Here is a 23,142-nt window from a genome sequence, read left to right on the forward strand (position 1 = left end):
TTGCTGTATTCTTAAGTATCATATCGCTTTTGCACGCCGCCTGCGCGTCAGCAGAACAGCCGTGCCTATCAATAGTGCAGCACCCTCTGGATATTGTCGTGTACCTGCCGCCTGTCACTGAGGTTCAGACTGCGTACCATTCGTCTTATGGGGAGCACCTGCGGCGGCGCGACCGAAAGCGCGTCCAGTTTCATATCCATCAGCACTTCTGTAAGCGAAAGGTCTGCACCCATCTCACCGCACAGGCATACCTTCTTGCCGTGACTGTGAGCATTGTCCACCACCATCTTTATCATTCTCAGCACCGCCAGATGGTTCGGCGGCACCACATTCTCATAATTTGGATTTTGCCTGTCTATCGCCAGTGTGTACTGTTCGAGGTCATTGGTGCCTATACTGAAAAAATCGACCTCTTTCGCCAGCAGGTCACTTATCATCACTGCGGCGGGAGTTTCTATCATAACGCCCAGTTCGACCCTGTCATCGAACGATATCTTCCTGCTGATAAGTTCGTCCTTTACCTTGTGTATTATGTCCTTGACACGGTATACCTCGTCAACATCTATTATCATCGGTATCAGTATCGACAGTTTGCCGTATGCCGATGCCCTCAGCAAAGCCCTCAGCTGTGTGCGGAAAATATCCTGCCGCCGCAGGCAGAGCCTTACAGCACGCATGCCCAGCGCAGGGTTCTCCTCCTTATCAAGTTCAAAATAGTCAGCCGTCTTGTCAGCACCGATATCCAGCGTCCTTATAACGACCCTCTTGCCTTTCATCTCCTCGACCACCCTGCGGTAATTGTAGAAAAGTTCTTCCTCATCAGGGAAACTGTCTCTCTGCAAATAGAGAAATTCCGACCTCAGCAGACCGATACCGCCCGCATCGTTCTCAATGACAGACTCAAGGTCACCTATACCGCCGATGTTGGCGTAAACCTCTATCTCGCGCCCGTCACGGGTAAGGTTGCGCCTGCCTTTCAACCGCTGCAAAAGTTCACGCTTGCGTCCCTCTTCCTCTTCGCGGCGCGCCATCTTTATAGTAGTTTCAGTGTCAGGCTCAATGTAGATGACACCGTCATAGCCGTCAACTATAGCATATCTGCCGTCATAATCTTCAAGCCTTACATCACCAAGACCTATCAGCGCGGGGATATTCATAGTCCTCGCCAGTATAGCCGTATGGGAATTCGTTGAGCCGCCGCTGGTGCAGAAAGCCGCCACCTTCGACTTGTCAAGCGTTGCCGTTTCACTCGGAAGAAGGTCTTCCGCACAGATTATGCTCACATCATCAAGCACGAAATCACTGCTCGACTGGTTCTGTAAAAGCCTTATCACGCGCTCGGAGGCATCAAAAACATCAGTACAGCGTTCACGGATATAATCCGAGTCACCCTGACGCATTACTTCCGCCAGCTTCTGAGAAGTCTTTGCCACCGCATATTCGGCGTTGCACTTTTCGGTATATATAAGCCCGCTGACACCTCGCTCGAACTGACTGTCGCCCAATAGCATCTGTTGAATATAGAAAATATCCGCATCAGTCTGCCCTATCTCTTCAGCGGTGCGTTCACGCAGAAGTTTAAGTTCATTGACTGCGGCATTTTTAGCTTCTGTATATCTGTCCCACTCTTTAGCGGGGTCATTTATCTTTATTCTGGGGATATTCAAGCGGTCGCGCTGGTAAAAACTTATAGTCCCGCGAGCGATGCCGCCATAAACAGAGCGCCCTTTCAGAGCGATCATGAATGCTGCCACCTCCGATCCCCAAAGGTCATAGTATTACAATTTTATTATATCACATTCCACCGAAGTTAAAAGAGTTGAATTGATTTGTTTACATTTAGTCAATATTTTTCAGCGAAAGAGCAAAAAGTCACAAAAGAAATTTAGCGATATTGTCCACATCTAAACCCTCTATTCAGAAAAAGCTGAGATATAACACAAAGCAGTTCGCAAAAAACACGTAGTCAAGCAAAAAAGTCAGACGAAAAGAACGATACCCGCAGGTGTGATAAACACAGCAGTCCTTCCGACAAGAGCGCATGCAACAGATCGATACATTCGGCAAAATGCCCATCTTTCGTTTTGGATTTTAACTATTTTTAAACAAACAATCAAATGTTTGAAAATCCACTCAAATCCTCTTGACAAACCCGCAGAGGTGTGCTATAATAGACAACGTTGACCGACAAGAGGTCAATGACCGAACTGCGGGTGTAGTTCAGTGGTAGAACTCCAGCCTTCCAAGCTGGCCATGTGGGTTCGATTCCCATCACCCGCTTTACTGCTGAACATATTTTAGCAGATATGCGTCATTAGCTCAGCTGGATAGAGCAACCGCCTTCTAAGCGGTAGGTCACTGGTTCGAATCCAGTATGGCGTGTTATGGTGGGTATAGCGTAGTTGGTTAACGCGTCAGATTGTGGTCCTGAAGATCGAGGGTTCGAATCCCTCTACCCACCCTATAAGGTTTCAAAAGTCCGTTATGCGGGCTTTTTTTGTATATGTCAGCATTTCGCGGCGGAAGGTCATGCCCGTGTCGAAGAGTGCAAAAATATAAAAATATTAAAGGGGGTCATCTGTAATGGATCCAAAGGAAGAGATCATCGTAGGTTCGGCACTGATGCTTTTCAGTTCGGTCATAAAAAACAAACAGCTGGCGGGGACTTTTGCACTGTCAGCCGCACTGCTTTTCCTGCATTCAAGCATTCAGGATGTTCAGAATGAGAGGAAATTGCGCAGAAGACTGATAGAAACCAAAGCATTGTGATATTATCTGCAAGCGTTCCGTTGCGGGGCGCTTTTTTTCTTACCATATTTTGCGGCGATGCTCAAATTTTAATGCAAAATTTGTGTAATCTGACATTACAACTTCTGCCGCATCTATAAGATCTTTCGGATGGTGATAAAATATGAAACTAGGAAAAACACAGCATATCGTCTATGATGTGGTCATGAGCGCTCTGGCTGTTTTTGCCGCTGTGCTGGTGCTTTTTGACTGCACAGGCAGTCTGTCGGAGTGGGTAAGAACGGTCAGTGTGGCAATTTACGTCCTGTTTGCCGCCGACCTCGCAGTGCGCACCGCCGCCGCGCCGGATAAACACAGGTTCTTTAAGATAAATTTCTGGGACGCGGTCGCTGTTCTGCCGATACATGGCATTCTGCCCCCGCTGCCCGACCCCCGCGCCGATACCTTTTTAAATGTGCTCAACCTCATCAGGATAGTCGCTTTTCTATCACGCCCGCTGAGAAAAGCACAGCGTTTCTACAATACAAATGGCTTCAAATACGTGGTCTTCGCCACTTTCATGACCATCATCACGGGCGGCGTGCTGATACATTACGCTGAGGGCATGGACTTCGGTGACGGCATCTGGTGGGCTTTCGTCACCGCAACTACAGTCGGCTACGGCGATATCTCCCCAAGTACCCTCTACGGCAGACTTATCGCTATGGTGCTGATGCTGGTCGGTATCGGGCTGATAGGTTCGCTGACCAGTACCCTCACTTCGTTCTTTATGAACAGACAGCATAAAAAGCCCGCAGATGCCGTCATAGAAACGGTAAAAGCCCAGCTTGACCGTTTTGACGAACTGTCCGATGACGATATCGAACAACTCTGCAAGGTGCTCAAAGCCCTCAGAACAGAAGGCGTAAAAGAAAGGCGATGAGCAAAAAAATTTCCGCAATAAATGGCAAGACCATGTCAAATTATAGAATTGACACTTGTTTATATTTGTGCTATAATGTGCGTAACGATTGAAGATCGCATTTTATTTGCGCAGCACTGTTCGGCCTTGCGGTCGTTGGCACACACAGCGCCGCGCAGTCTACACGGAGGTAATTTACCATGAGCAACAAACTCGCAAACACACCCGAAGTAAAACTGGGTCTGGTGGCAGTTTCAAGGGACTGTTTCCCCATGAGCCTGTCCGAAAACAGAAGAAATGCCGTTGCTGAGGCTTATGCCGCAAAATATGGCGCTGAGGGTCTGTTCGTATGTCCCACCGTTATCGAGAACGAGAAGCACATGCGTCAGGCACTTGATGAAGTAAATGCCGCTGGCTGTAACGCACTGGTCGTTTATCTGGGCAACTTCGGTCCCGAAACACCCGAAACTCTGCTGGCTAAGTACTTCGACGGTCCCGCTATGTTCGTAGCCGCCGCTGAGGACGACTGCGGCAATGCACTGGTCGATAACAGAGGCGATGCTTACTGCGGTATGCTCAATGCAAGCTACAACCTCAAGCTGAGAGGCGTTAAGGCTTACATTCCCGAATATCCCGTCGGCACTGCACCCGAAGTAGCTGACATGATACATGAGTTTATCCCCATAGCAAGAACTGTTGTCGGTCTGAAAAACCTGAAGATAATATCTTTCGGTCCCCGTCCGCAGGACTTCCTCGCATGCAACGCACCCATCGCAAGACTGTATGATCTGGGCGTTGAAATAGAGGAAAACTCTGAACTTGACCTGTTCGCCGCTTATAATGAGCATAAGGACGACCCCCGCATTCAGGGCGTTATCGACGATATGGCTAAGGAACTGGGCGACGGCAACAAGATGGCAGGCATTCTGCCAAGACTGGCTCAGTATGAACTGACTCTGCTGGACTGGGCAGAAGAGCACAAGGGCGAAAGACAGTTCGTTGCTTTTGCCAACAAGTGCTGGCCTTCTTTCCAGACACAGTTCGGCTTCGTGCCTTGCTATGTAAACGGCAGACTTGGCGCGCGCGGCATCCCCGTTTCCTGCGAAGTTGACATCTACGGCGTACTCAGCGAGTACATCGGTGAGTGCATCTCCGATGAGGTGGTAACTCTGCTGGATATCAACAACACTGTTCCGGGCAACATCTACAGAGAAGATATTGAGGGCAAGTTCGACTACACCCAGAGAGATACTTTCATGGGCTTCCACTGCGGCAACGGTTCTGCCTGCATACTGAACAACCCTGTTATGAAGTATCAGCTGATAATGCACAGGGGTCTTGAGCCTGATGTTGAGCCTGATATCACAAGAGGTACTCTTGAGGGTGACATCAAGCCCGGCGAGATCACTTTCTTCAGACTCCAGTCCACTGCTGACGCAACTCTGCGTTCTTATGCGGCTGAGGGCGAGATACTGCCTGTTGCTACACGCTCTTTCGGTACTATCGGCATCTTCGGCATCAAGGAGATGGCTCGCTTCTACAGATACGTTCTGATCGAAAAGGGCTATCCTCATCACGGTGCGGTCGTATTCGGTCATCACGGCAAGGCACTGTTCGATACCCTGAAATTCTTGGGCGTTGACGACAGAGAGTACAACAGACCCGCAGGCGTAAGATACTTCGGTGAAAACCCTTATAAATGATCTATAAAACACAAAACGGCAGGTCAGCAAAGACCTGCCGTTTTTTTGTCCGAATTATCAGCTGTGTGCAGGACTGTTCCGCCGAAGCTAACCGTTCAGCCCAAAACTCACCGAAAGTGCGTTGTCCACCGCATTCATCGAACCTTTATCCAGCTGACCCATCTTCTCGCGCAGACGGCGCTTGTCAAGGGTGCGTATCTGCTCCAGCAAGACCACCGAGTCACGCGAAAGACCGCACCCCGCACCCACCGAAATGTGCGTCGGCAGCCGAGCCTTGTCCTGCCTGCTGGTTATAGCCGCCGCTATCACTGTCGGTGAATGTCGGTTGCCTATATCGTTCTGAACTATCAGCACAGGTCGAAGCCCGCCCTGCTCAGACCCCACCACAGGGCTGAGATCAGCATAATAAATGTCACCTCTGTGAACGATCACCTGAAAACACTCCTTGCTTGTAAGATCATTTCTGTCAGTATTATTCCCGCTTTGCAGAGGAAAATTCACCCCCGCGTGAAATTTCCCCGCCCTGCACTTTTGCTTTCGGGTACTTTATTTTATGCTGAATGCGGCGGCGGGGTGAATGGGGGAGCGACATTTACTGAAAACAGTGCTATAATAACGTTGGAAGTGGTTTGACATGTAACAGTCAACCGGTGAGGTGGAGTAATACGGTATATTCGGAATAAAGAAAAACGTGAGTTATTTGATATAGTTGAACCATATTTCGTATATTCTCGGATAAATGGCTGCCGTATCTGCATTTGTACAAATATTCGGTGATATAAGTGATGAATAATAGATACCGATTTTGAGAAAATATTCGGAAGAACCGGTGAAAAAAATCCCCAATAGGGCGGTTTTCTTATGAATTTATCTCCGCGCCGAAATCTTTCCTGCCACTAGAGGCATATCTACAAAAGGCTTCTTAAAAAAACATGAGGGCAGGGTATCGTTAATATGCACTTTTAGTTATACCACATATAAAATTTGATATATCTCAAATTATTTTCACAAAACTCTTGACAATCCGCTCTTGCTATGATATAATAATTAAGCTGAATGTGTAATTCAGTGCTTCACCCTCACATAAATCATTAATGCGGCAGTGCTGGAACTGGCAGACAGGCACGTTTGAGGGGCGTGTGTCCTAGACGTACGGGTTCAAGTCCCGTTTGCCGCACCAATCAAAAACCCCGAAACTACGGCGTTTCGGGGCTCTTTTTTTGCCAAAAATCGCCCTTTGGACTTTATTTTGGACCTTATTTCGGAAATAGCGTAGGCGGGAGCCCCGTAGATGGGACTCCCGCCGATTGAACCTAATGACAAAAATAGATTTTTTGACATTATCAATAATAGTATGAAAAAGACTCTTGCCTGAGAAACGGAAATGTGATATAATAATATATATAGTTTTGAGGTGATAATAATGCTATTATACAACATAGAGTCAATTGCAAAAAAACTACAAAGTGATTCAGAAGTATTATCTCATATTGAGCATATGGCGACACGAGGAGCTGGGCGTGAAGATAAATTACGATTATATATAAAGGATTTGCTTCCACAAAAATTTTCTGTCGGAAATGGAATAATTACTGATGTTAATGGCACACAAAGTAAACAGCAAGATTTTTTTGTGTATGATGCTTTTAACTCGCCTGTTTTTTTGAAATATGAAACATCTATAGTGATCCCTGTAGAAAGTGTATATGCTACTGTGGAGATAAAGTCAACATTAAACAAAAACACTTTATCTCAAAGTATAAATAACATAAAGAGTGTAAAAGAGTTGAAAATATCAGCATTAATTAACAGTCCTTTTATTCCAAATTATCACAACCAAATATTTGGATCTATATTTGCTTATACTTCGGAGAATAAAATAGAAACTATAGCATCCAATTTACAAGAATTATGTAAATCTGTCCCTAAAAGCAATCAACCTAGTATTATTTGTATCCTTGATCAAGGAAATATCATTAATGTGGATAAAAATGGGTTAAAACAAATATGTACGATGCCTTCAGAACAAACAACATGGTGTATAACCAAGAATAAAGAAGAGATCAACCTATATGTTTTCTATCTACTGTTACAACAACATTTAAATACTACAAAGAATTTTCCACCTGATTTATTGGCATATGCGAACAATAGTCATGCATTAGATGGTCTTCAACTAGTAGTCCCAAAAGAGATTCTGCCTGATGATGCATCCATCAGTTTGGGAGATGCAACCCTAACTGGAGAAGAATTAAAATTTATGGATGAATACAAAGATATATTCTTTAAAGTCTCAACAAATCAACTAACAGCGGAAGACGTGATTGCAAAAGGAATAAGTGCAGATGAACTAGTTCCAATATGTAAGCGATATACTGATTTGATAAACAAAACCTTATTTCCTAAATAATGAAATTATAACCAATATGGAGGTAGTTCATTTATTGAACTATCTCCATATTGGTTTGTACATTACATTGCATCCTTGCCCTCAAGGACATCAGCCACGATATTGCTCGCCCGCTTTTTGCTCTCCGCAAAATAATGCGAGTAGGTTGTCAAAGTTGTCTGGGGAGTCGAATGCCCAAGCATTGCTGCAACGGTTGTCGGGTCAACTCCCGCTTCAATTTCTACTGAGGCGAAGAAGTGACGTAGGGTGTGAACCCCATAGAATGGGAAGCTCCTGCGCTCACACTCTTTCTTCAGCCACGAGTACGGTGTGGCCGGATGCATCGGAGCACCGTCCCATTTCGTGAACAGGCGGTCATGCTCCTGCCACTTGTCCCCGAGGTTAGCTTTGTAGCTGTCTTGATCGTGCTTGTAGGCTTTCAGAAGTTTTATGACCGTTGGCGGAAGGTCAACCAATCGAGTTGATTTATCAGTCTTGGTAGCGTCGGTGTAGATACCATTTTTAGCTGTGTAGTTCGATGTGTGGTCGATCATTATGGTGCGGTTTTCAAAGTCGATGTTCTTCCACTCGATTCCGAGTATCTCTCCACGCCTGCAACCGGTGTAAATTGCCAGCGTGAAGAACACCCGATATTTTATCGGTGCTTCACGGAGTATCGTCATAAACTCCTTTGCTTGCTCCTTTGTGTAGATGTGCTTTTCAGGTTTCTTGTACACCTTGCCGTTAGCGTCGATCTTTGGTATGATGACCTTGCTGCAAGGGTTTGTGCTGATCATATCCAGCCTTATCGCATACTCAAATATGGACGAGATAAACGACAGGTGATGCCGCATCGTTTTCTGAGATAGCGGCTTGCCGTTGCGCTTGTTGGCACCGGGTTTGGCAAGGCTGTTGATGAATTTCTGAATGTCCCTCGCTGTTATCTTGTCGATACGGAGATGTCCGAGCGCAGGGTAGATACGACCAGCGAGAAGGTGTTCCCTCTGCAAGGTCGTGCTGCGGTGGTTCAACTCCGCATACTCACCGAACCACTGCTCACACAGCTTCTGGAATTTTACTGTAGCCGTCACCTGACCGTGAGCGCATTCTTCCTCGAACAGCACCGCCAAACGCTGGGCTTCTTTCTCCGCTTGCTTTGCGGTCATGCCCTCGGGCGGCACCCATGTTTTGAACTGAACCATCTGCTTGCCGTTCACATCATAGCCGTTATACACACGGAAGCGATAGGCGGTCAGCTCGCCTTTCTTGTTTTTTCTTCTTTCGATATACGCCATTGCGTTTCCTCCTTCATAAATTTGCCTGTCGACAGCTACCACATTACCACAGACTAACGGGCATTGCCAGCCGACAGGCTCGGAATTAAACTCTACAACATAAATTTCTACTGAACCACCAACTCGCCGTTCAAGTATTTGTACAGAATATCTTTGTTTATCAGGTATTTCTTGCCCGCTTTGAAGCAAGGCAGCTTTCCTGACTTGCACAGTTCCCGTACTCGGTATTCAGTCAGACCTTCCACCAGAGCAGCGGCCTCCTTGATCGTCAGCATTACGATTTTATTTTCGATCTTCTTTTCTGCCATGTGATTATCACACTCCTTGTTGTCTTTGTCATGTTGTGTTTGGTATGTGTGATGTTCATAGTACATCTTTCCTTTCGTAGTGTTTTCAAAGGGGGGCTGTCATTTACTGACTCCCCGATATGTCGGAATCAGATTCCGTATCTCAATACCATTTTGGTATCGTGTTTTGATCGGGCTTAATAATTGCCCTTTACTCCATCGAAACAGCCCGCACTTACGCCGCTTCAGCATGATTTTCAGATTTTTAACGCCGCCATTTTCTGAAAATACAGAGAATGACGCCAATTCCGAATAGCCCGAAAACCCCGCAGAATGGCGGTCGGCTTTGCCGTCCGCTGTGAATTTTGCGGCGAATGACGCCGCAATTTAACCTGCAAACCGGAAACACGACTTTAATGTGCCTGCTTTGATCTCTCATCAGAACTGTGTGCTCCGTCCTGTTTGCCCGACAGTCGCCCACAAATCGCTTGTGTGGCGTTTTGTCGGCTCGTTGGTTAAACTACCCGACCTCGGTGCTCGGAGGGCACAAATCGGCTCACGGTGCGAGTTTGAACTCGGGGACTGTTATCCCCCTCTCGTTGTAGAGCTGCGCTCGGATCTTGGCGGCGCTGCGGTGGAGCAGATCGTCCAGCGAAAAACTCACGATAGGTACTTGCTTGCCGTTGATGAGAACGAACTCAGGGTCGGCAGCACCGTCAGCAGGGACAGCAGCTTCGGGCGCAGGGTCAGTAAAAGAGTCTGCGCTTGTACTGCCATCATCATCCGCAGATGCCGCATTTTCAACGGTTTCCGAACAGTCATCGCTCTCCATAGTGACGGTAGGGTCAGCAGTTTGAGGCTGCTCTGGCATCAGCATTTTACCGTCACTACTGTCACTATTTTTATCATAGCGGAGAAGCAGAAGTCTCTGCCCGTTGCTGCGCTTTGGCTCGAAGGTCACACCCAAGTCACGAAGCTCATATGCCTTGCGGAACATATCTCTTGTCAGTCGGTTGGCAAAATACTCACCGCCGAACTTTGCTTTCAGCAGACCGCACAGTTCAGTTGCCGAGCCTTTGAATGAACACAACTCCGTCATCATATCATGCACAGCGAAGGCAAATAAGTCTGGTGGCTTGTCCTCATGCTTATCGGCAAGCACCCACTTTGCACCCTGCTTGGTCAGCGACATCTCCTGATCTTCTATGTCACGACCGGTGACATAGAGCACAGCTTGTGTACCACCCCTCTTATCTTTTTTCAGCACAAGCTGACCGTCAGTTGCACCGCTTAACCCTGTACTCCCCGATATCATATTGAACGGGTCGCTGTCCGCTGCCTTGCGCAAGTGGTGAACAAGAACTATTGTAATCCCAAGCTGCTCTGCCAGATTTTTCAGCGGAACGATCTCAGCATAGTCGCTGCCGTAGCTTGATTCCGTTTCGTTACGCACCATCTGTAAGGTGTCGATGACGACGAGTCGCAGGTCATCATGCTCGGACTTGAACTTGATGATCTGTTCTTCCAGACCGTTGCCTATAGTGTCAGCTTTGAGCGAGAAGAACAGCTTGTCCGACGGCACATCGGTCAGTTCATAGAGCCGGCTTTGTATTCGCTGGTAGCTATCCTCCAGACAGAAGTATAATGCCGAGCCTTGCTGTGTCGGGCGTTCAAGAAGCGGCTCGCCCTTTGTGACGGAAAGACAAAGTTCCAGCGCAAGCCACGACTTTCCCACCTTCGGTGAGCCGGCGAGAATGAACAGTCCCTGTGCCAGCAGACCGTCCACGGCGAACACGGTGGGCTTGTAAAGCGTGGTCATGATCTCCTCACAGGTTTTTGTGATAAGTTTTTTCATCATATCATCTCCCTACATAATATTAAAAGCCCCGAACGCATCGCTGCGCCCGGGGCAATTTTGCCTTTCACTATATATATGTTCCGATTTTGAAAAAAGGTATAAAATCACAGGACATTTAATTTTTAACTCGTTGGACATTTTACATTTAGTCTATTGATTTGGTGCGGCGGAGTATGATATAATTGTTAAAATAGGTTTCGGTAGGTGCTTTATGTTTTCAGATTGTGTGTTCTGGGTCAAGGGTGATATGATCGAGGTCAACGGTCAGGAGTTTATGCTGGGCGAGCTTTCTGCGACTTGTATGAACATAACTCCAAAGGAGTATGAGGAGATCTACGGGCTGTATCAGTCTGCCAAGCAGGTTCTTGATAAAGAGTACAATGAAAAGTCAGCGCAATGGGCTATGGATATGGTAGGCAATTGGGACGAAGCTGAATTTGACGCTGACAACCTGACTGATGAACCGGAGCTTGAATACACCCCGCCCAGCAAAGAGGAGTGGCAGAAGCTGAATGATATTCTGCTGCAGCTGTGCAGTATACTTTTGCAGCATAAGATATTTCAAGTCCTTGCAGACCCTAATTATGTAAAAATTCTTGAACAGTTCAAAAACATTACAGATAATATGCTCACTCCCGAAACATGGAAAATATATGTGGAAACGGCCCAAGCTATGGAGCCTATAATCAACGACATTTATAATTTCAACAAGACCATTTACTATTTTGTTACAGACAACATTATGCACCTGAAAAAGTGTGACCCGGAAAACTATGCGGCTGCTTACTTTGATTTTATCAATGCGCCAAATGCGTACAAGAAGATCGCAAACCCTCTGACCGACCCTTATATGAGCTATGATTTTACAGACAATCTTGATATGAACCTTGTTCCGAGAGAGACAGCAGAGGGCAGTGGAGAGTATATTATTGCCGAGTACTATCACGCTAAACGGCTGCAGCCGCTTTTGAAAGTTGATTTCTTCAAAGGGCTGATGGTCGGGCATCAGATACGCAGATGCCTGAACTGCAACAGATTTTTCATTGTAAAAGGCGGCTACAAGACCAAGTATTGCGATATGCCCTCGCCCGAAAATCCAAAGCGCACCTGCAATCAGATAGCCTTTGCAAAGAAAAAGCCAAAGGAGAAAAATGCTGACAACCCAAAATATCAGAGCTATCAGAGGTGCATTGCAAGGCTTACAAAGAGCTGTCAGCGTGGGGCTGTTACAGAAGATGAAAAACGAACACTTTCAGCCAAAGCAGAGGAGCTTTACCACACAGCTATGACCTCTCCCGAATTTACGAATGAGGAGTTTGAACAGCAGTTATGCTCTGCAAATCTGTACAAGCTATGCGGTATCACACCGCCGAAGAAAGGACGACCCGGTAAAAAGAATGACCAATGAAGAATTAGTTTTGCGTTTTGAAAACGGAGACAAGACTGCGCTTAATGAATTGTATTTACAGCTTGATATATTTATTAAGTCTATTGTCAAGGACGTTATGAAAAAGTTTGGGATAAGCAATGAGGAACTGGAGGACGAGCTGTTTCAGGTGGGTTCGGTGGAGCTTATAGAGCTTGTTTACAAGCGCAGTTATGACCCGAACAAGGGCATCTTTACATCGTATATTTATCCGTATCTAAAGTATGCAATGATACGGCACGTTGAAAAGTTCATAACGCCTGTTGCCATAGCGCATAGGGATATGCTGGCGATAAGCAAATGCAGGAAAATGCACAGGGACGGAATGGCCGATGAGAGCATTGCAAATGAGCTTGGTATCAGTAAACAGCTTGTGGCAAGGTATCTGCGGTTTTCGTTCAAGACTGAGAGTATTATGCTTACGCTCAACGATGAGTACGGTGAAGAGTATCTTGAAAATCCGAAGCTTATCTCAAAAGAACCCAAGCCAGACCACGCTGCTTATGTGAAGATATGTGCCGAGAGGCTGAAGCTGCTGTTTGATAAGCTGTCACCTAAACAGCAGCAGATAATCGGAAGTTTCTTCGGAGCTTACGGCTATGAGGAGATGACCATCGAGAAGATTGCCAATTTTGAGCTTATGACCGAGGATGCTGTCAAGAAACAAAAGCACGAAGCTACGGAACTGCTTTACTATTGGTACTGGCATTTTAGCGAGCTAAGAAAGTTCAGAGAGGCATGGTGGCTGGTGGAGGATATGACAAATTGAGCTGATTTTACCATTTAGAGCTAAAAAACGACCGTTTGCGCCAGGACACTTGTATTTTTCTGTAAAAAATGGTATGATAACATAATAACTACTATCGGGGAAGTGACGCCTATGATACCGATGATATATATGGAACTCATCGATGATGAGGAGGATAAAAAGGCTTTTGAAAAGCTGTATAACAAATACAAGAACAAGGCATATCTCGTTGCAATGGACTGCTTGAATAACAATTCACTTGCAGAGGAATGCGTATCGGAAACCTTTTTATCCATTGCAAAAAATTTTCAGACTGTTAACAAATTAGAATCTAACAAACAGATCAAATATATCGTCATAAGTATTAGAAACACAGCAAAGGATGCTTTGAAGAAAGAAAAAATCAATCTGAACACCGAAGAATATAATGATGAGAATTATTATTTGGAAGACAGTTATTCGGAATTTGATATTATTGCGTGGAGATCTTGCATTAGTCAGCTTAGTCAAACCGATAAGGATATACTGTATGAGTATTGACTACCTCGCAATGCCCGGCATTGAAAAGGAAACAAAACAGCGTGGTGCTGAACTGATTACCATTCACGCCGACAGCACTTGGGAGTCAGAACAGATACCGTTTGAGTCCATAACATAGCAAAAAGCAGATGCTTTCGATTGGGAAGCATCTGCTTTTTTATAGCCTGATGTAAAGGTATTGAATATAGTAGTTTGGAAAACTTCTATATAAGCGCACTCTTTCAAACCTGCTCTTTGTGTTTCTATTCCGCTTTTCTCGGCTTGCTGTCTGTGAGGATATCCGCCACTGCGCCCAGTGCCCGAGCTGATGAGCAGGCTTGCGTCCAAGTGTCGTAAGCTATGCAGGTTCACTTTAGGGAGATCATGCGCCGCACATATCTTTGTGAGCCACCGCCCTACAATGCAAACGCACGAAACTTCCCGCCCTGCTAAAAATTACGATTTAGAAAGTATCCTTTCCAGCATTATGATGTCATGGACATCTACGCGAGCATCGATGTTAAGGTCTGCTGAAATGAACTGCTCTTCATCAAGGACACACTTTTTTACATCGGCATTTTTCAGAAGAGTGAGGTCATTCGCGGTAACTGCACCGTCGCCGTCTATATCACCGCGCAGACGTGTCTTGTGGTCATCGGGGATATTCGGCTTTTGATTTTTAGGATAAATTCGGGTGAATACATCAAGCGACTCCAGCGGGCGACCCCTGAAATCGAACAACGCCTGATTGTCGTAGGAAGAACCTCCCGCTGATGAAGCATCGTGGTCGTAGCCTGAGGCATGTTCAGTTGCCCAGCCCGAACCGTATCTTTCCCATTTATCGCGCTGTTCAGACCACGAGATATTGCTGACACCCAGCCATGCAGGTTCCCAGTAAAATACACCGATACCCCTGCCGCCGCAGTCAGCCACAGCCTGAAATACATCGGTCAGACATTCTGCCTGTCCCCTGACGGAAACATCATAGCGCAGGTCTGCACCCGATGAACCCGCAGATACCACATTGCCGAAATTATCACCGTCCTCAGAAGTATAAGGATAAGCAGTTTCAGCTACCATGACATACTTGCCGTATCTGTTGCCTATCGTACTCAGCACGTTTGTGAGGTTCTCGGTCGTGCCATGCCAGTAGGGGTAGTAAGATGTTGCAAAGATATCATAATCCAGCCTGCATTCGTCCATAACTTTTGCGTACCAGTAGTAGTGTTCCGCATTTGATGGGTCAGCAAAATGATGTGCGATAAGTATATCCCTGTCAAAGTCACGCACCGCCTTGTCGCCGCTGGCAAACAGGTCGCATATCTTGTACATGTCCTTTTCACCGCAGAAGAAGCAATTGGTTTCATTGCCGACCTGCACCATGCCGATATCGCCGCCCGCCTCAGTTATGGCAGTCAGCACCCAAGTCGTCCACTTGTATATCTCGCCCGCGAGGGTATCGTGGTCATGTTCAGCCCAGTATTTGGGGCGAGTCTGCTTTGCAGGGTCAGCCCAGAAATCCGAATACTGGATATCCACCAGCAGTTTCATGCCGTATTTAGCGGCGCGTTTGCCTATCTCGCAGGCAGTAGCGACATCGTTGTGACCGCCGCCGTAGCTGTGACCGTTGCCGTCATTCGGCTCGTTCCACACGCGCACACGTATATAGTTCACATCATGGTCGTACAAAACACGGAATATGTCCTGTTCTCTTCCGCTGTCGTCACGGAAAACGACACCAGCTTCCTCTATCGAGATTATCGAAGAGATATCCACACCGCGCACAGGTTCACCGCCGTTGACAGATACGGGGAAAGAATTGAACGTCACGCTCTTGTTATAGCCGTTTGCAGACCCCGCCTGTGAAGAAGCGGAAGTCATCATCAGTGCCGATGATGTCAGCATCAGCACCGATGCGACCGATACTGCGCAGACTTTCACTGCGCGCTGTAATATGTTTGTCTTCATAATATCCTCCTATAAATAATCGTGGTCTTCCCGCTCACAGCCCCACGCATTCGACGCAGTCAATGCTAACCACAGCGTCCGCGAGCGCTGAATGTTGAAATAAATATGTCGTTTACTATAAATAATTTTCGCACCTGTATTATATCAAACGCCCGACCATTTGTCAATAGATTTTGTGGAAAATATACAACACGAAACATAAAAAAGAGCAGACCGCTGAAAGTCTGATCTTAATCTTTATACAGCTATGCGTTCACCTCAGCTGAGTTATGACCGGATGTGCCGATACAGGGCGCGTTCCGCCAGCAAGCGGAGTGATGGTAAGTGCAGCGGCATTATCGGGCGGCATCAGCGCGTAAAAATCAGCAATATCCGAGAACGCTTATTATATAATATTACTGCATAACCCACCCCTATATATCAAAACCCGACCATCAAATGGACAAAAAAGACATGCCCTCAAACCACAGTTCAAAGATAATATCGTAATATATCACAAAGTTATACTAAAATGTACAAATAATCGGCTGAAACCCAAAAGATAAAGTTAAAAAACACAATAATTGTGTATATAAGATTAAATATATTTTCTATTTATTGACTTTTAGCGGTAATAATTGTATATTATATATATAAATTAAATGTACTATCATACAAAAGGTACAATTCGTGTACCTTTAATAAGGAAAGGAAAGTAAAATATCTATGGAAAAGAAAGTATTGGCAGCAGTTCTGGCTATCATAATGTCAGTTTCATGTGCATCTTGCGGAAAGACCGAGTCTGACTCTTCTGCCGCAGGTGAATCTTCGGCTGTATCATCTGATACCGCTGAAAGCAGTGAAGAGAGCACTGAAGAAGTTTCCGAAACCACCGCTGAAGAAACACAGGTAATAGGTGAGCCGACTTCGGAAGAAACTGTCGAATCCCCTGTTCCCACAAACCCATACGGTGAAACTGTTGATATAACCAAATATATCAAGAATACCGAGATAGACCCTCCCCTGTGGAAAGTCACCGACCCTAAGAGCGGCAATTCGATGTATCTGCTTGGCACTATTCATGTCCTGCCTAACAATGTATCCGAATACCCCGCTGACCTGATGGATATTTACAACAGCGTTGATTCCATAGCTGTAGAATATGATGTCACCGCTTTGCAGAACGATATCAATGCTCAGATGGATTATGTGAACGGCATGGTATATTCCGACGGTTCGACTGTAAAAGACCATATATCTGAAGAGTCCTATAACAAGGCAAAAGATTACTTCACAAGTATAGGTGTATATGTCGATATGCTCGACCAGTATACCGCAGGCTACTGGATAAATCAGCTTACCAGCATCATGATGCTCAGGCTGGAAAATATGGAGATGGCAGGCACAGATACATATTTCATCGGCAAAGCACAGGAAGACGGCAAGGAAGTCATCAGCATTGAAGAACTTTCGATGCAGACAGGTGCGCTCAACGCATTCTCAGATGAATATGCCGATTATCTTATCGGTGAAGCAGTTGATGATATGGACGATATCGAGGGCTTTGCCGAAGATTACGCCGAACTTTATGAACTCTGGGCTGAGGGAAGCGGCGATATACTCCTGGATATGGATATGGATATCGACGAACTTCCCGAAGACCTCAAAGATGACCACGAAGAATATCTCAAGACGATGGTTGATGACCGCAACAAGTATATGGCAGACAAGGCATCAGAATATATAAAGGAAGGCAAGAATTGCCTGTTTATGGTAGGTGCAGGTCACTATTCAGGCGATAACGGTGTTGATAACCTCCTTGAAGGCATGGGCTACACTGTTGAGAAGATCGTCTGATAAAAGCTGTATAACGCCGCTGTCTGCTGTGAGGAAGATCTCAGGATAACGGGCGGCAAAACTCAAAGTATTCCTTCTTATTTAAATATCAGAAGAGCCATGATGCAGATATATCTGCGTTGTGGCTCTTTTATATATCCGTTCGGATATAATGATATTGCCGCTTATCTGCGGCGGCAGCAGTCATTAAACAGAGAATAGATGTGTGCAGGCAAATTCATCAGATATATGTTGACATTTCATATAAATATGTGTATAATATATATATAGTTCCGACCATTATAGCGATCCGCCTTAAAATTCGGTCACAAGACCCATAGATCCCGGCTTTTGCGACTTGATCTTGTGAATTTAAAAGCCCCAATCGCTATAGTTCATTTGAAAACAAAGAAAAGAGGTCATAAATATGCACGAAATAATAAGCAATGTCAGGCTTGAAATGGAAAATGTATTATCATACCGCGCAAGGGCTACACAGGCACAGCTCACGCAGGTATCAAAGGATATCGCGGAGATGCTCAAAGCCAACGGTGCTAAAGCTGTCGGTCCGACTGTGACTGCAACATTCGCTATGGATGCGTCAGGTGCAGAACCTGTAATGGATATCGAGATACTCGTTCCGCTGGACAAGGAGATATCCGTCACACCGCCATATGCGATAAAGCCTTTATTCAGGCTGACCAACGCTCTCAGGATAAGGCACAAGGGTGACCCCGCACTGCTCAAGGATACCGCTGACGAACTTATGGAATATGTAAAAGCAAATAGTCTTACCCCGATAACAGCGGGATATAATGTCACAGTGCAGGAACCCGCTGCTCCTGAGGATATCAAAGACCTTATCATAGATATATATCTTGGCGTGACCGAAAATGTGCTCTGATATACCATCACGATTTAAAGCGTGATGATATTCGGATAAAAGCATACATACCGAACCATTCGGCGCATATAGTTAATGCTCTCACGGAATATATCCGCGAGAGCATTTATTTTGTCCACTATAAGAATACTTGGCGCTCAAAGAATACCGGGCGCTCATGCCGACACAGTCGCATGTGCCGACAATCATGAAGCGGAAGCAGGGTCGCTGTCGGAGTACTTCTTGAATACGTCCATCATTTCGGGGAAATACCAGTCAAGGTCGGCGCGGTTCAGCAGACCGAAGTTCTCGCCGTTGCCTATCCTTGCGTAGTTATCCCACCATACACAGGGTATATCGTACTTAGCGGCGGCGGCAAGGTAATCATCAAGGCAAGCCACGCGCTGGTCGATGTTGTCTTTGTTGACAGAACCGAACTCGCCCACTATGACAGGCACACCCTTGCTTATGAAAAGTTCGTTGAGATTCTCAAAGAGGTCGGGTATTGCGGTGTCGTTTGCATCGTACTTATCCGTACCCTTAGTGTCAAGCGCGAAAGAGTAAGGCAGATAAGCATGCACCGAGATTATCAGCTTGTCGCTCTCTTCGGGCAGTTCTATAGCGGAAAGGTTGTTATATGCGGAAGATGCCGCATAGCCTGTTATCATCAGGCATCTGTCAGCATTGTTGCCGCCCGATGCGCGTACAGTTTCCACGAAAGCCTTCTCATACTCGTTTACGATATCCCTCGCTTCGGAAGTGCCTGTCCACTCAGCGCCCTCGCCGCGAAGTCTTGGCTCGTTCAGACCCTCGAATATAAGGTGTTCGTCATAGCCCTTGAAGCGGTCGGCTATCTGCGACCATACAGCTTTCAGCTCTTCTATATCCTGTTCTTTCTCAGATGGCTTCGGCTTGTACCATTCTTCATGATGTGTGTTGAGTATAACGAACATGCCGTCATCTATGCCGTAGTTGACTATTTCCTGCACCCTGTCCATCCATGCGGGGTCTATCTGATAATCGTCACCTGTTATATGACCGTCCCAGCTGACAGGCACGCGCAGTACGTTGAAACCCGCCTCAACCAGTCTGTCCATCATATACTGATTGGTCTGCACCTTATTGGGGAGCCATGCAGTTTCGGCATCAAGACCGTTTCCGCTCGCGTCCATAGTGTTGCCGAGATTCCAGCCGTTGGTCATCTGTGCAACGAGGTCAACAGCTGAGGTGGGTGTCATTGTGTCGTTCTGATGTGTTTCGGAAACGGGAGTACCCTCAGCGGTGTCATCTTCCCCAGCCTTGCTTTCGGCAGAAGTTTCAGCCGCCGACTTGGTATCGTTCCTGCTTTCTGTCTTGCTGTCCTTATCGCCGCAGGCAGACAGTGTCCCGACTGACATTGCCGCCGCGATGAACAGCGCCGCAAACTTTTTAAGTTTCATAGACATTCTCCTTTTTACCTTATCATTCATATTTTCCCGCACGAAGCGGTATCTGCCTTATCATTCATATCTTCCCGCACGAAGCGGTATCTGCCTTATTGTTCGTCAGCCTTTTTTGCAGGGTAAGCGGGTGTTATCTTATCTGCAAAGAAAGCGTCGCGGTAGTCAGCGGGGCTGTTTATCTCCACCTCACTGAACACGCCTGTCAGCCTTTCGCTTGCCACCCAGAGATGGTGGTTATCACTGCCCGCCGTCTTTCTGAAACCGAACTCGTCAGCGTACCACTCAGCGTGTCTGTTCCAGCTTTCTTCACCGTTGCCGCTGTTATAGACCTCTATGCCGTCCACCCATTCGGGCAGGAGCACGATCTTGCCGTTTAAGTAATTTGCCTGTCTGAAAGGGTGTGCATGTATCAGCAGAGCGCCTGCGGCTTTGGCATCATCGTGAAATCTAAAGAAGTCCTTGTCGCAGTCGGGGTGAGCGAGCAGCCACTTTTTATCAAGTCCGTAAACGAGTATATCCGCGCCCTGATAGGTATATTCTATCCCGAAAAAGACTTTCAGACCTATCCTGTCGCCCTCAGCTTTTGCATTTTCAAAACCCTTGCAGTAGAGTTCGACCTTATCAGCCCACGCCATATCACGCGGTACGGTGGTATTTGAATTGAAGAAGTGGTCAGTGACGAAAATGCCGTCATAGCCCTCTTCCTTATAGCGCCTTGCCTGTTCAGCACCTTTTGCAGAAGCGCAGGCAGAAGTTTCGGCTGTATGCAGATGTGTTTCGTATTTGTACATTGATTTGCCTTTCTATTTGCTGATATTGTCCCGCGAATGTGACTGCGGCAGAGTGTGCCGCCTGAGTTGCTTGCAGACCTATAGCAATCCGAACATAAAAATTGACAAAATTGACAAAAGCTGACACGAAAGTATCAACTATATAAACCCCGAAAAATAGGGCTTTCAGGGGTCAAAACATAAAAGTTGACAAAATTGACGGGGTAGTAAGGATACTTTAAAAAATAAATTTACTATATATTGGAAATTATCTGCTATTTTTTCATTTTTCCCCTTACCCTGTCAACATTGTCAATTTTCTCAAAGACAAGGCTGAAACGCCGTAAAATAGGGCTTTCAAAAGTTGACAAAGCAGTGTCGATTTATGTCAGCTTTGTCAACTTTTATATTATAGCGAAAGGATAAGACCATATTTGTGTGTACGCGCTCCGCTGTGAGGTCTTGAATTGTCGGGGCAACGCCGCAATAAAACAGCGAACCCTCGCGGAAATCCCCGATAATTTGACGGTAAACACGGTGGTGCGATGTAACACGGCGGGACGGCAAACACGGCATGGCGATAATCAAGCGGCGGGAGTAACGCCGACGCAGTCGCGAACGCCGACGCAGTCGCGAACGCCCCGCCATGCGCCAAAAAAATGCGTTTCCAGCGGGCGAGCGTTGGTCAATAGGCGGGAGCAAGCCCCCGCCCTACACTCAGTGTTCTATCCTCACTTTGTTTGACGGCAAAGCATTCTTCCGACCATGTCAACAATTATGAATTATGAATTATGAATTACAAAAGCCCTACCCGAACGTTCCGCACACACCCGCGATAAAACAGCGAGCCCTCGCGGAAATCCCCGATAATTTGACGGTAAACACGGTGGTGTGATGTAACACGGCGGGACGGCAAACACGGCATGGCGATAATCAAGCGGTGGGGGCAAGCCCCCACCCTACACTCTGTGTTCTATCCTCACTTTGTTTGGCGGCAAAGCATTCTTCCGACCCTGTCAACAATTATGAATTATGAATTATGAATTATGAATTAAAGTCTATTGATGACTTCCATGCACATTCTGCCGTTGTGATACGGGCACTTCCATGCTCCGACTATCTCTTTGTAGTCGTGCGGGATATGCTCTCCGCTTATCTCGGAATACCACTCCGAACCCTCGCGCGGGTCTATTATCTCACGCTTCACATACTCCCATACACCCTTAGCTGAGTTGAGGAAACTCTCTTCCCCGCTGTGCTGGTAGGCATTAATAAAGCCGACTATCGCTTCCGCCTGCACCCACCATACGCGGGTATGGTCTATCTTGTCGTTCTCACGCTCGTTCATCAGCGCACCGTCAGTGTCTATGGCGATATTCTGTATGTTGTGGGAAATTTTAAGATCCATCTCGGCAAACTGCTTTTTCAGTTCTTCATCACCCAGCACATCACACGCCCTGTCCATCAGCCATGTGGCTTCAATGTCGTGTCCGAAAGAATGTATATCACCCACCAGACCGAACTTTGTATCAAAGAAAACTTTCAGCGCATTGGTTTCGGGTGTGTATACGATGTCGCGCATCTGACCCAGCTGGAATTTCAGACGCTCCCCTACTTTTTCGTTATGGTCAGCCAGATACAGTTCTGTATAGGCTTCGATAAGGTGGAGTATCGAGTTCATGGTCTTGTCAGCTTTAAGACCGTTCTCACTCAGCGCCTCATTGTCAACTAAATTCCACTGACGGTCGAAAGCCTCCTGATAGCCGTATTCATCGAGGGTGTTCTTCTCGATGTCATCGAACAGCCTGTACGCCAGTTCAAGGGCATGTCTGTCACCGCTCGCCCTGTAATAGCTTGAAAGCGCATATATGGCAAACGCGATGTTGTAGGTGTGCTTCATGGTGTCAGCGGGCTGACCCTTATAGTCCATCATCCAGTAAACTCCGCCGAACTCGTAGTCGATGCAGTGGTCTTTGATGAATTCGTATGCGTGCTTTGCATAGTCGAGCAGACTTTCATCTTTGAGGGTCATATAGGCGTTTGAGTAGAACCAGAGTATGCGCGAATGGAGTATAACGCCCTTATCAGCTTTCCTGTCAAGTTCCAGATCAAAGCTGAGATAGCCGTAAAAGCCGCCGTTCTCATCATCTCTCAGCTTGTTCCAGAAAGGTATTATGTGGCTTGTGAGTTCCTGTTTAACTTCTTCTTTCATCATGTTATATGCTCCTTCATTTTGCCCGTCAAGCGGGCATATATCCTGTGTTGATGGTTTAATTATACACCATCGCAGACCGATTTTCAAGGGCATCACAAATTGTTTACGATTGTAAACGATATCGGAAAAAATTTCGACAGGTAAACTGTTCTGTCCATATCTCTGACGACGCTGT

General features: G+C 46.4%; 19 protein-coding genes and 4 tRNA genes. 14 read left to right on the plus strand and 9 right to left on the minus strand.

Going from position 1 to position 23,142, the window contains the following annotated elements; translation table 11 throughout:
* Positions 1 to 68 precede the first annotated feature (68 nt).
* The gene (gene ptsP / locus CUS_RS03470; protein WP_002847549.1) at positions 69 to 1,742 is read right to left on the minus strand and encodes a phosphoenolpyruvate--protein phosphotransferase; all 1,674 of its coding nucleotides are present in this window, start codon (positions 1,740 to 1,742) and stop codon (positions 69 to 71) included.
* Between the two features lie 467 nt (positions 1,743 to 2,209).
* Here ptsP and CUS_RS03475 point away from each other — a divergent pair.
* The 6 genes from CUS_RS03475 to CUS_RS03500 all read left to right on the plus strand — a co-directional run bounded on the left by CUS_RS03475 (position 2,210) and on the right by CUS_RS03500 (position 5,352).
* Positions 2,210 to 2,280: transfer RNA gene (locus tag CUS_RS03475), tRNA-Gly, on the plus strand.
* A 28-nt stretch (positions 2,281 to 2,308) separates the two neighbouring features.
* Positions 2,309 to 2,382: transfer RNA gene (locus CUS_RS03480), tRNA-Arg, on the plus strand.
* 5 nt (positions 2,383 to 2,387) lie between these two features.
* Positions 2,388 to 2,461 (plus strand) — tRNA-His (locus tag CUS_RS03485).
* Between the two features lie 122 nt (positions 2,462 to 2,583).
* The gene (locus CUS_RS03490; RefSeq protein WP_002847594.1) at positions 2,584 to 2,769 is read left to right on the plus strand and encodes a hypothetical protein; all 186 of its coding nucleotides are present in this window, start codon (positions 2,584 to 2,586) and stop codon (positions 2,767 to 2,769) included.
* A 142-nt stretch (positions 2,770 to 2,911) separates the two neighbouring features.
* On the plus strand, positions 2,912 to 3,670 hold the full coding sequence (locus CUS_RS03495) for a potassium channel family protein (RefSeq protein WP_002847548.1): 759 nt from the start codon (positions 2,912 to 2,914) through the stop codon (positions 3,668 to 3,670).
* A 179-nt stretch (positions 3,671 to 3,849) separates the two neighbouring features.
* Positions 3,850 to 5,352: an L-fucose/L-arabinose isomerase family protein gene (locus CUS_RS03500; RefSeq protein ID WP_002847639.1), complete on the plus strand. Its 1,503-nt coding sequence runs from the start codon at positions 3,850 to 3,852 to the stop codon at positions 5,350 to 5,352.
* Between the two features lie 87 nt (positions 5,353 to 5,439).
* Here CUS_RS03500 and CUS_RS03505 read toward each other — a convergent pair whose 3' ends face one another.
* Positions 5,440 to 5,784, minus strand: a complete 345-nt coding sequence (locus CUS_RS03505) for a type II toxin-antitoxin system PemK/MazF family toxin (RefSeq protein ID WP_002847552.1) — start codon at positions 5,782 to 5,784, stop codon at positions 5,440 to 5,442.
* Between the two features lie 664 nt (positions 5,785 to 6,448).
* On the opposite strand from CUS_RS03505, the gene CUS_RS03510 reads away from it, so the two are divergent.
* Together CUS_RS03510 and CUS_RS18495 are read left to right on the plus strand one after the other, a co-directional pair.
* A tRNA-Leu gene (locus CUS_RS03510) sits at positions 6,449 to 6,532 on the plus strand.
* Between the two features lie 243 nt (positions 6,533 to 6,775).
* The gene (locus tag CUS_RS18495) at positions 6,776 to 7,762 is read left to right on the plus strand and encodes a DUF6602 domain-containing protein (RefSeq protein ID WP_002847561.1); all 987 of its coding nucleotides are present in this window, start codon (positions 6,776 to 6,778) and stop codon (positions 7,760 to 7,762) included.
* Between the two features lie 62 nt (positions 7,763 to 7,824).
* On the opposite strand, the gene CUS_RS03520 is transcribed toward CUS_RS18495, so the two are convergent.
* The 3 genes from CUS_RS03520 to CUS_RS03530 all read right to left on the minus strand — a co-directional run bounded on the left by CUS_RS03520 (position 7,825) and on the right by CUS_RS03530 (position 11,178).
* Entirely contained in the window at positions 7,825 to 9,036 is a 1,212-nt protein-coding gene (locus CUS_RS03520; protein WP_002847545.1) for a tyrosine-type recombinase/integrase, read from the minus strand.
* Between the two features lie 107 nt (positions 9,037 to 9,143).
* Positions 9,144 to 9,344: a helix-turn-helix domain-containing protein gene (locus tag CUS_RS03525; RefSeq protein ID WP_002847637.1), complete on the minus strand. Its 201-nt coding sequence runs from the start codon at positions 9,342 to 9,344 to the stop codon at positions 9,144 to 9,146.
* A gap of 535 nt (positions 9,345 to 9,879) precedes the next feature.
* Entirely contained in the window at positions 9,880 to 11,178 is a 1,299-nt protein-coding gene (locus CUS_RS03530) for an AAA family ATPase (protein WP_100084524.1), read from the minus strand.
* Positions 11,179 to 11,392: 214 nt separating this feature from the next.
* Here CUS_RS03530 and CUS_RS03535 point away from each other — a divergent pair, with 214 nt between their 5' ends.
* From CUS_RS03535 to CUS_RS20625, 4 genes are all read left to right on the plus strand, one after another.
* Positions 11,393 to 12,589: a DUF6076 domain-containing protein gene (locus tag CUS_RS03535; protein WP_002847583.1), complete on the plus strand. Its 1,197-nt coding sequence runs from the start codon at positions 11,393 to 11,395 to the stop codon at positions 12,587 to 12,589.
* Positions 12,579 to 13,376, plus strand: coding sequence for a sigma-70 family RNA polymerase sigma factor (locus CUS_RS03540; RefSeq protein ID WP_002847558.1), 798 nt, complete (start codon positions 12,579 to 12,581; stop codon positions 13,374 to 13,376). The genes CUS_RS03535 and CUS_RS03540 overlap by 11 nt, the downstream gene beginning before the upstream one ends.
* A gap of 111 nt (positions 13,377 to 13,487) precedes the next feature.
* Complete coding sequence (locus CUS_RS03545; protein WP_002847582.1) at positions 13,488 to 13,895, plus strand: RNA polymerase sigma factor; 408 nt, start codon at positions 13,488 to 13,490, stop codon at positions 13,893 to 13,895.
* Positions 13,885 to 14,013, plus strand: a complete 129-nt coding sequence (locus CUS_RS20625) for a hypothetical protein (protein WP_002847625.1) — start codon at positions 13,885 to 13,887, stop codon at positions 14,011 to 14,013. Before CUS_RS03545 ends, CUS_RS20625 begins: the two co-directional genes overlap by 11 nt.
* Before the next feature lie 317 nt (positions 14,014 to 14,330).
* Here the strand turns inward: CUS_RS20625 and CUS_RS03550 are convergent, their stop codons facing one another.
* The gene (locus CUS_RS03550; RefSeq protein ID WP_002847551.1) at positions 14,331 to 15,842 is read right to left on the minus strand and encodes a glycosyl hydrolase 53 family protein; all 1,512 of its coding nucleotides are present in this window, start codon (positions 15,840 to 15,842) and stop codon (positions 14,331 to 14,333) included.
* A gap of 705 nt (positions 15,843 to 16,547) precedes the next feature.
* Here CUS_RS03550 and CUS_RS03555 point away from each other — a divergent pair.
* Positions 16,548 to 17,678: a TraB/GumN family protein gene (locus CUS_RS03555; RefSeq protein ID WP_002847595.1), complete on the plus strand. Its 1,131-nt coding sequence runs from the start codon at positions 16,548 to 16,550 to the stop codon at positions 17,676 to 17,678.
* Between the two features lie 406 nt (positions 17,679 to 18,084).
* A complete protein-coding gene (locus tag CUS_RS03560; protein WP_002847571.1) occupies positions 18,085 to 18,561 on the plus strand; it encodes a hypothetical protein in 477 nt (158 codons plus the stop codon).
* A gap of 185 nt (positions 18,562 to 18,746) precedes the next feature.
* On the opposite strand, the gene CUS_RS03565 is transcribed toward CUS_RS03560, so the two are convergent.
* The 3 genes from CUS_RS03565 to CUS_RS03575 all read right to left on the minus strand — a co-directional run bounded on the left by CUS_RS03565 (position 18,747) and on the right by CUS_RS03575 (position 22,967).
* Positions 18,747 to 19,979, minus strand: a complete 1,233-nt coding sequence (locus tag CUS_RS03565) for a glycoside hydrolase family 5 protein (protein WP_002847579.1) — start codon at positions 19,977 to 19,979, stop codon at positions 18,747 to 18,749.
* A gap of 95 nt (positions 19,980 to 20,074) precedes the next feature.
* A complete protein-coding gene (locus CUS_RS03570; RefSeq protein WP_002847636.1) occupies positions 20,075 to 20,773 on the minus strand; it encodes a PHP domain-containing protein in 699 nt (232 codons plus the stop codon).
* 1,030 nt (positions 20,774 to 21,803) lie between these two features.
* Positions 21,804 to 22,967 (minus strand): AGE family epimerase/isomerase, encoded by a 1,164-nt coding sequence (locus CUS_RS03575; RefSeq protein ID WP_002847570.1) that lies wholly within the window; start codon positions 22,965 to 22,967, stop codon positions 21,804 to 21,806.
* Between the last annotated feature and the right edge of the window lie 175 nt (positions 22,968 to 23,142).

Origin of the sequence: Hominimerdicola alba 8, assembly GCF_000178155.2 — a bacterium.
GTDB classification, from domain to species: domain Bacteria; phylum Bacillota; class Clostridia; order Oscillospirales; family Ruminococcaceae; genus Hominimerdicola; species Hominimerdicola alba_C.